At 62.1% G+C, this 269-nt stretch carries 1 protein-coding gene; it reads right to left on the bottom strand.

The features are described 5' to 3' along the window. Positions 1–269, bottom strand: a 269-nt coding sequence (locus tag FLQ44_RS17910; RefSeq protein ID WP_276607878.1) for an RQC domain-containing protein, incomplete at both ends; no start/stop codon positions are given.

Below are 269 nucleotides of genomic sequence, written 5' to 3'. Positions count from 1 at the left end.
ACCAACTGGCGAAACAGGGTTCGCCACTCGACCTCGGAAAAGCCCTTGCCGACGCCGAATACCGCCAGGTGCTGATGACCGGCGGCGCGAATCTTCTCGTTGTCTCGGCCGAGCAGAATATCCACCAGATGGCCGACGCCATAACGCTGGCCGCTGCGATAGACAGCCGACAACGCCTGGCGCGCCGGCTCGGTGGCATCCCAGGTCTCGACGCCATCGATGCAGTTGTCGCAGTGCCCGCAAGGGTTGGGCAATTCTTCATCGAAGTA

The organism is Vogesella mureinivorans, assembly GCF_007644035.1.
In the GTDB taxonomy this organism is placed as follows: Bacteria; Pseudomonadota; Gammaproteobacteria; order Burkholderiales; family Chromobacteriaceae; genus Vogesella; species Vogesella mureinivorans.
Note: the sequence above shows the minus strand (reverse complement) of the source record. Positions and strands in the feature narration are given on the sequence as shown.